Source organism: Halomonas sp. 3F2F (assembly GCF_014897805.1).
In the GTDB taxonomy this organism is placed as follows: Bacteria; Pseudomonadota; Gammaproteobacteria; order Pseudomonadales; family Halomonadaceae; genus Vreelandella.
Genome location: NZ_JABUZE010000044.1, coordinates 1 through 8,282, shown reverse-complemented (window position 1 = coordinate 8,282; position 8,282 = coordinate 1). Strand labels below are relative to the sequence as shown.

The window sequence follows — 8,282 nt, the reverse complement described above, 5'->3', positions numbered from 1 at the left end:
GGCTACGGGTCTGAGCGCACGATAAATTTTGAATAGCCACTTAGAATTATCACCTTGGCCACGACCGCAATGTCCAATAGCCTCCCCATAGCCGCGTGGCAGTCGTGATTAGGCAAGCGACTGCGAATAGCCCCGCTAACCATGGAAAATAGTCAGGAAATAGGCAAAAGAGTACTAACGCGATCACGGTCTCTGTGCCTTCGGTTAACCCCTCTAAATAGTAAAATGCCTTTTGTGGAAAGTTTGGCCGTTCAACATTGCGTGCTTTCGCCGCAATAGCAAAGGCTAAAAACGATGTCCCTGTGCCGATAAATGCGAATAGCAATAGCGCTGCTGCTAGCGCATTTTGCCCAGGGTTAGCCAGCGCGAATCCCAGTACTACCGCAGCATAAAAGACAAAATCTAACCCGATATCAATGAACCCACCCGCATCGCTTTGCTGGCCGCTTAGCCGGGCAAGTGCACCATCAAGCCCATCACCGAGGCGGTTCAATAAAATCGCCATCAGTGCCAAAACATAATATTCAAAGGCTAATAGCGGTAGCGCGCTGATACCCACTAAAAAAGCCACTAAGGTAACTTGGTCAGGGGTAATCTGCTGGTTGTTGAGATGCCGAGCCATACTGGCAAGTGGTCGATGGGTCAACGGCATAGTAAAACGGTCGAGCATGTGAGTACCTCCCTGGAAAAAGACTCAAACCTAGCGGGATAAAAGTGCCGTGTCACATCAGGGTAAGGAGCGCTAACAGCTACAACTAAAGTTGTTAGACTTTGGTTGTAGTTTTCGTCAATTCGCTGGACTAATACCTGGCTGCAGTGAATAAAGGGCACCAAAAAGCCAGCTAGGCTGGTTTAAATACGCCATAGGAGGAGCTGAGAGAAGCTCCCTTTCGATCACCTGACTGCGAACGGTACTTTGATAATGCGCAGAACTGCCACTATGACACTCTGGGAGTCGCTTTGGCACTCCCATGACCAAGCCAAAAACCTACTTATGTGTGCGTTGCCAGCCGCCGGCGCTGGACGCTCATCCTCTGCTAAGTCAGGTGAGCAACAACATTCGGGTAGTAAACCGCCAAAGCCACCTGCCTATACGACTGCTCAAAAGGTTGGGCTAGTGCTAGGACCGATGCTGTTTGCCTTCGTGCTGCTGTTTTTTCATCCGGCGGAGCTTAGCTTAGAAGGCCGCATGGTACTTGCCACTACGCTTTGGGTGGCCGTGTGGTGGATTACCGAAGCCATCCCTATCCCTGTTACGTCACTTTTGCCCATTGTATTGCTGCCGATAACCGGCGCCCTTGAGAGTAGTGCGGTTACGGCAGCATACGGCAACCCTATTATCTTCCTTTTCCTCGGCGGCTTTATGATTGCTCTGGCGATGGAAAAGTGGGATTTGCATAAGCGTATTGCCCTAACCATTATTTCGGTATTGGGCACCAGCATTAACAGTATTGTGTTCGGCTTTATGGCGGCCACTGGCTTTTTGTCGATGTGGGTATCCAACACGGCGTCGGTCATGATGATGCTGCCTATTGGCACCGCGATTGTCTATCAGGTAACCCAGGAGCTTAATAAGAGCGAGGGTGATCATAGCGAAGACATCGATAAATTCAGTAAAGCGCTGATTTTTGGCGTTGGTTACGGCGGCACTATCGGCGGTTTGGGTACCCTGATTGGTACGCCTCCCAATATTATTCTGGCAGCGATTGTGAATGAGCTGTTTGGCGTTGAAATTACCTTTGCCAGTTGGATGATGTTTGCTTTCCCGGTCGTTGTGGTGCTGCTGTTTATTGGTTGGCTAATGCTGACACGCTTTATTTACCCGATTAACTTCAGCAACCTTCCGGGTGGCAAAGCGCTCATTGCTAAGGAAAAGGCCGCGCTGGGTAAGATCACCTTTGAAGAGAAAGCCGTGCTGGTTGTTTTCCTGTTAGCGGCATTTTTCTGGATTACCCGTTCTTTTCTGTGGCAAGGCCAAATACTCACTATTCCGGGGATTAACGACACGATGATCGCCATTATGGCGGCAATTGCGCTGTTTTTAATTCCTTCGCCAAGCAAAGGCGGCTGCCTGCTGGGGTGGGATATTGCCAAAGACGTACCCTGGGGCATTCTGCTGCTATTTGGCGGTGGCTTGGCAATTGCTGCTGGCTTTGGCTCCTCTGGATTAGCCGCCTGGATTGGTGGCCAGATGAGTGTGCTGGAAGGTGTTAACTTCTTGCTAGTGATCTTGTTAGCCGCTGGCATGGTGTTGTTCTTGACCGAAATCACCTCAAATACAGCAACGGCCACGATGATTCTTCCGGTGCTTGCCTCACTGGCGCTGGCGTTGGATATCCATCCGTTCGTACTAATGGTACCTGCGGCCATGGCAGCGAATTGCGCATTTATGCTGCCGGTGGGTACTCCTCCCAACGCGATTATTTTTGCGACCGGAAAAATCAAAATTATTGAAATGGTACGCAATGGGTTCTGGCTGAATATTTTCGCGCTACTGCTAATCGTCGCAGCGGTTTATTTCTTATTGCCCCTCATGTGGGGTATTGACTTAACCAGCTATCCGGACGCGTTCCGCGACTAACCGCCAGTCACTACTGTTGCTTCAGCCCCGCCATGTGCGGGGCTTTTTGTAGAGAGCTTTGGTAGCAAGCTTTTTGTACTGCGTGACGGACAGTTTGGAAGGCAGATTGCTATGATGGGGCATATTTTTTTGCGTTGAGCCTGCCATGCGACTACTTCATACCGCCGATTGGCATCTAGGGCGGCTGTTTCACAACCTCTCTCTGCTGGAAGACCAGCGCCATGTATTGAACCAGCTACTGGATATTATCGACCGCGATGCGGTGGATGCTGTGCTGGTTGCAGGCGATATCTACGACCGTTCGGTGCCGCCATCCGCTGCCGTCACCCTGTTAGATGAGGTGCTTGGTGAGCTGTGTGAAAAGCGTGGCCTACCGGTGATTATGATTTCCGGCAACCACGATGGCGCTGAGCGACTCGGGTTTGGGGCGCGCCACCTGCGCCAAGCAGGGCTGCATATTTTGTCTGATCTATCTGCCTGCGATCACCCAGTGACACTGTCGGTTAATGGGGAAGAAGTGGATGTGTTCGGTATTCCCTACGCTGACCCGGAGTATGTGCGCAGCCAGTTTTCGGTGGATGTCCGCGATTTCGACAGCGCCCACCGTTACTTAGTCGACCGTATCAACGCCCAGCGCCAAGCGGGCCGACCTACTGTGCTTATGAGCCACTGCTTTGTAGATGGCGGCAGTGCCAGTGATTCAGAGCGACCGTTAACCTTGGGAGGCGCGGAAAGCGTCGCTTGGGAGCCGATGCAGTCGTTTGACTATGTCGCCTTAGGCCACCTTCATGGACCGCAATATCGCGGCGGTGAGCATATTCGCTACAGCGGCTCGTTGTTTAAATACAGCTTCTCTGAGGCTAACCAGCGCAAAGGCGTCACGCTGGTGGATATTGGCCCCGAGGGTGTGAGCCAGATCGAACACCGCCCGCTGACGCCGCGCCGAGAGGTACGTGTGCTGGAAGGCGAACTGGCCGAGCTGCTAGCGCAAGGCAAAACCGATACCCAAGCCGATGACTATCTACTCGTTCGTTTGACCGACCGCCACGCGATTCTTGACCCCATGGGCAAGCTACGCGAGGTCTACCCCAACGTGCTGCATTTAGAAAAGCCCGGCATGTTAGAAGCGCAAGGGCGGCAGCAGTTAGATCGCGAACGGCTGCAGTTCAGCGCGTTGGATATGTTTAGTGATTTTTTTACCCAAACCAGCGGGGGTAGCATGAGTGATGAGCAGGCCAGCGCCATGCGTGAGCTCATCACCACTCTAAGCCGTGAGCAGGAGAGCCAGCCATGACGCCGTTAACGCTCACCATGCAGGCGTTTGGCCCTTTTGCAGGCAGCGAAACGATCGACTTTACTGCGCTGGGCAAAAGCCCACTGTTTCTGATTAACGGTCCCACGGGCGCAGGGAAAAGCTCGATATTAGATGCCATCTGTTTTGCGCTTTACGGCCAAACCACCGGTAACGACCGCGATGCCGGACAAATGCGTTGCGACCAAGCCGCCGATACCTTACTGACCGAGGTGAGCTTGGATTTTCGGCTGCGCGATGGGGCTTACCGAGTGCGCCGGGTGCCTCAGCAGGAGCGCCCCAAGGCCACTGGTGAAGGTACAACCACACAAAGTGCTGAAGCCCAGCTGTGGCGGCTGACCCCGGAAGGTGATGAGGATGAATGTTTGGTGGCGCGTAAGGTCACCGATGCCAATAGCCAACTGCACGCGTTAATAGGTCTGGATGCTAATCAATTTCGCCAAGTCATGGTGCTCCCCCAGGGGAAGTTTCGTGAACTGTTGTTAGCGGAATCGAAAGATCGCGAGAAAATTTTTTCCCAGCTATTTCAAACCCAAATTTTTCAGCGTATTGAAGAGCGCCTGCGTACCCAGGCGAATCAAATAGAGCGAGCGGTGAATGATCACCGCCAGCATATCAGCGGCATTTTAGCTGGGGGCGAGCTGGAAAGCGAAGCGGCATTGGCGCAAGAGTTAGAAGCGCTAACCCCGCAAGTAGGGCAAGCGCGTCAGCGTTTTGAAACCGCTCAGCAGCAGCGCCGTAGTGCTGAACAGCGACGAGATGAAGCCCAAGCGTTACAGCGCCAATTTGAAGCGCGGGACAGCCTTGCCACGGAGAAAGTACGCCACCTTGAGCAGCAAGCGCAAATAACGGCCTTTCAGGACCGCTTGACCCAAAGCGACCACGCTCAAGCGCTGCGACCTTACAGGGCTGCGTTAGTCCAAGCGCAGCAGGCACTCACTACCACCCAGGAAGAGCAGCGACAGGCCGATGCTGCGCTGACTACCCAGCGTACGAATACTGAGCAAGCCAAAGGTAGCTTTGAAGCGACACGCCAGCGCCAGACCGAACTACCTGCACTGCGCGAGCGCCATCGTCAGTTGGGCGAGTTTATCCACAAAAGCCAGCAGTTAAGTGAGCTTGAAGCGCGCTGGCAAGCGGCGCAAACCGCTTGGCAGCAAGCCGATGGCATACTTAAGCGTGATGAAGCTCAGTTAGACGGTATTCGTCAGCAAGGTGAAGCGCTAAGCGTTACGCTTGAGCAGCTGCAAACGGAAAGTCAGCAGTTGGCCAGCGCCCCTGCAGAGCTGAGCCGCCATGAGAGCCTGCTAGCTCAGCGGCAGGAGTTGGAGGCGTTGATGCGGCAGGGGCGTGAACTTGTCGCTCAACAACAGCAGGTAACGGCGGCGCTTAACGGTCGGCGCAGCGAAGTAGAACAGGCTAAGCGCCACACAACTGAGCAAGAGATGCGCTGGCACCAAGGGCAAGCCGCACTGTTAGCGCTCACCCTGGAAGAGGACGCGCCTTGCCCGGTGTGTGGCAGCCTTGAACACCCATCCCCAGCGGTTCAGCATGCTGATCTCGTTACCCAAGCGCAGGTAGAAGAAGCCCGCTCAGTTGAGGAGCAGGCCCGCCACGCCTTCCAAACCGCCGAGCGTCAGGCTCACCAGTTAGCACAGCAGCTTAGCTACAACGCTGAGCAGGCGCAGCGCCTTAGTCACCAGTTAGGCGATTGGGCCAGCCAACCGCCGTTTGAGCTGCAACAGGCCTGCGAACAATTGCGCCGCCAAGTCGCGCGTCGGCAGCATGTCGAGAGTGAGATTAACCGGCAAAGCGCTGCCCGTGACGAGCTACGTAGCGGCTGGGGCACGCTGGACAAACAGCTCAAAGCCCAGCGGCCTGCGGTTGAAAAGGCCAAAGAGGAGGCGTTACGGCTAGAGAGCCAGCGCGATCAATTAAGCCAATCACTACCAGAAGATGCCCGTAACCCGTTGGCCATGCGCCAAACGCTCACTGAACTTGATAACCAAATTGCTGAGCTTGAACAGGCCTGGGAGCGAGCGCAACAGGTGCTTTCGACGAGCCAGACCCAGCAGGCGCGGGCAGAAGAGCAGCTGCGCAGCGCAAACCAGCAGTTGGCGCGTAATCAGCAAGCGCTTGAGCAGGCCCAGGCTGAGTGGCAAACGGCGCTACAAGCTAGTTCATTTGAAAGTGAAGCTGCTTATCAGGCGGCTCAGCTAGAGGATAACCAACGGCAAGACCTGGCTCGCCAAGTAGAGGCCTATCAACGCCGCTTGGCTGAGCTTGACGGCGCGCTACACAATTACCACGCCCAGCTGGCCGAAAAAACGCCGCCAGATCTCGCCGCACTCGCCACACTCACCGAAGCCGCCCAAGCGGAGGAGCACACTCAACTCGATGCGTGGCGGGCGCTAGATGGGCGGTTAACTACGTTGCAGGGAGTTCGCCAGAAACTTACCGCTGCCCGTGCGGCCCAGGCCGAGCTTGAAGCCCAGTATTGGGTGTGGGGAACATTAAGCGAAGTGGCTAATGGGCGCACCGGTAATCGCATTAGCTTGCAGCGGTTTGTGCTAGGAGTGCTGCTGGACGACGTACTGATTCAGGCGTCTGAACGGCTGGTGCGTATGAGTCGCGGGCGCTACCAGTTGGTACGACGCGAAGACCCATCCAAGGGCAACAAAGCCTCGGGATTGGAGTTGGATGTGGCCGATACCTATACCGGCAAGAGCCGTTCGGTAGCGACGCTTTCCGGCGGCGAGTCGTTTATGGCGGCTTTGGCGCTGGCACTAGGGCTTTCTGACGTGGTGCAGGCCTACGCAGGCGGGATTCAGTTGGATACGCTATTTATTGATGAGGGCTTTGGTAGCCTTGATCAGGATGCATTAGACCAAGCGATTGCTATGCTCAGTGAGTTACAAATGGGCGGGCGAATGATCGGGATTATCTCTCATGTCAGCGAACTCAAAGAGCAAATGCCTGTCCGTGTTGAAGTGCGTGCCAGCCGACTTGGTAGCTCGGTGGAAGTGAAGGGCGCGCTTCTTTAATGCCTGGGGTGGCGTTAATTCATGCTGCGTTCATACAGCATGTTTTATAACGGAAGTGAATCGTCTAGCGAGCCCTAGAGATACTATCCACTTAGGAGTGCAAGGATGAACGCAAGCAAGATTTTACAACAGTTGATGAAGCAGGCCAGCGGTAGCAGAAGTAGTGGAAACAGCGGAAGCGGTTTCGATGTTAAAGGCGTTATTGATGGGCTATCGCGCCAGCTAGGCGGTGGTAGCAGTAGCGCAGGCCAGGGCTCGCGGCAAGGGGGCGGCTCTAGCGGTTTTGATATGAAGAGCCTGTTAGGTGGTGGCGCAATGGGCATGCTTATTGGCTCTAAGCGTGGTCGTAGCATGGGCGGTAAAGCGCTCAAGTACGGCGCAATTGCTGGTGTGGGCATGCTGGCCTGGAAAGCATGGCAAAGCTCTCAGGAAGGGAAAAATGCGGCTAACTCGTCCAGTGCTGCTCAAAATGCATCCGAGGGCGAACGGGTAGAAGTGCTTAGCGGTGAGTATCAAGAGCGGCGCAGCCTTGAGCTGTTGCAGGCAATGATTATGGCCGCCAGAGCTGATGGCCACATTGATGAGCAAGAGCAGGCACTCATCACGGAGCAGATCGATGCGCTAGGCGCCGACCAGGAGATGCATCGCTGGGTCGAGCAGCAGCTCAACGCCCCGCTGGATGCTCAGACACTCGCCCGTGAAGCTGACTCCCCCCAGGCTGCCCGCGAGATGTATCTGATCAGCGTCGCTGTCACTGATGATCAAAATCCCATGGAGCGCGCTTGGTTGGATCAATTGGCAAGTGCGCTGAATCTCTCGCCCGACATGGCTGCCGAACTTGAACGCCAGGCGCAGCAGGCCGGTTAATGCTGGATACCATTAATTTTTGGCTAGCCACCGGCTTTGGGCTGGGGCTAGCGCCGGTGGCGCCGGGTACGGTAGGTTCGCTGCTGGGAATTCCATTAGCGTGGTGGTTGTTAAGTAAGCCAACCCGTCAGCAAGCGGCCATAACGGGGCTGTTAGTTGCTGCAGCTGTTCCAGTATGCCATGCAGCTTCGCTGCACTTTGCGGGTGCTGACCATGGCAGCATCGTCGCCGACGAATATGTCGCGTTCCCGCTAGCGGTATTGGGGCTAACAGCCGCCCGAAATCCACTCGTTATGGCTCTGGCGTTTGGCGTTTATCGCTTCTTTGATTCGCTGAAGCCGCCGCCAATTCATTTGGCAGAGTATGTGCAGGGTGGCTTCGGAATTGTGTTAGACGATGTTATTGCGGCGTTAGTGACGTGGGTAGTGATGGCCCTAAGTGGCTATTCAAAATTTATCGTGCGCTCAGACCCGTAGCC

The 8,282-nt window shown here is 54.9% G+C and carries 6 protein-coding genes; 5 read left to right on the top strand and 1 reads right to left on the bottom strand.

Translation table 11 applies throughout. The features are described from left to right. Window positions 1–49: 49 nt before the first annotated feature. Window positions 50–670 (bottom strand): CDP-alcohol phosphatidyltransferase family protein, encoded by a 621-nt coding sequence (locus INT21_RS05500; protein WP_193084938.1) that lies wholly within the window; start codon window positions 668–670, stop codon window positions 50–52. A gap of 270 nt (window positions 671–940) precedes the next feature. On the opposite strand from INT21_RS05500, the gene INT21_RS05495 reads away from it, so the two are divergent. The 5 genes from INT21_RS05495 to INT21_RS05475 all read left to right on the top strand — a co-directional run bounded on the left by INT21_RS05495 (window position 941) and on the right by INT21_RS05475 (window position 8,280). Further along, window positions 941–2,581, top strand: a complete 1,641-nt coding sequence (locus tag INT21_RS05495) for an SLC13 family permease (RefSeq protein ID WP_193084939.1) — start codon at window positions 941–943, stop codon at window positions 2,579–2,581. Window positions 2,582–2,726: 145 nt separating this feature from the next. Continuing rightward, on the top strand, window positions 2,727–3,875 hold the full coding sequence (locus INT21_RS05490) for a metallophosphoesterase family protein (protein WP_193084937.1): 1,149 nt from the start codon (window positions 2,727–2,729) through the stop codon (window positions 3,873–3,875). Beyond that, window positions 3,872–6,937 (top strand): AAA family ATPase, encoded by a 3,066-nt coding sequence (locus tag INT21_RS05485; RefSeq protein WP_193084936.1) that lies wholly within the window; start codon window positions 3,872–3,874, stop codon window positions 6,935–6,937. The genes INT21_RS05490 and INT21_RS05485 overlap by 4 nt, the downstream gene beginning before the upstream one ends. A gap of 105 nt (window positions 6,938–7,042) precedes the next feature. Continuing rightward, window positions 7,043–7,804: a tellurite resistance TerB family protein gene (locus INT21_RS05480; RefSeq protein ID WP_193084935.1), complete on the top strand. Its 762-nt coding sequence runs from the start codon at window positions 7,043–7,045 to the stop codon at window positions 7,802–7,804. Beyond that, window positions 7,804–8,280, top strand: a complete 477-nt coding sequence (locus INT21_RS05475; RefSeq protein WP_193084934.1) for a phosphatidylglycerophosphatase A family protein — start codon at window positions 7,804–7,806, stop codon at window positions 8,278–8,280. The genes INT21_RS05480 and INT21_RS05475 overlap by 1 nt, the downstream gene beginning before the upstream one ends. Window positions 8,281–8,282: the final 2 nt, after the last annotated feature.

Coding starts and splice junctions, on each gene's coding strand:
- INT21_RS05480 (WP_193084935.1), top strand. CDS start 7,043: ATGAACGCAAGCAAGATTTTACAACAGTTGATGAAGCAGGCCAGCGGT.
- INT21_RS05495 (WP_193084939.1), top strand. CDS start 941: ATGACACTCTGGGAGTCGCTTTGGCACTCCCATGACCAAGCCAAAAAC.
- INT21_RS05475 (WP_193084934.1), top strand. CDS start 7,804: ATGCTGGATACCATTAATTTTTGGCTAGCCACCGGCTTTGGGCTGGGG.
- INT21_RS05490 (WP_193084937.1), top strand. CDS start 2,727: ATGCGACTACTTCATACCGCCGATTGGCATCTAGGGCGGCTGTTTCAC.
- INT21_RS05500 (WP_193084938.1), bottom strand. CDS start 670: ATGCTCGACCGTTTTACTATGCCGTTGACCCATCGACCACTTGCCAGT.
- INT21_RS05485 (WP_193084936.1), top strand. CDS start 3,872: ATGACGCCGTTAACGCTCACCATGCAGGCGTTTGGCCCTTTTGCAGGC.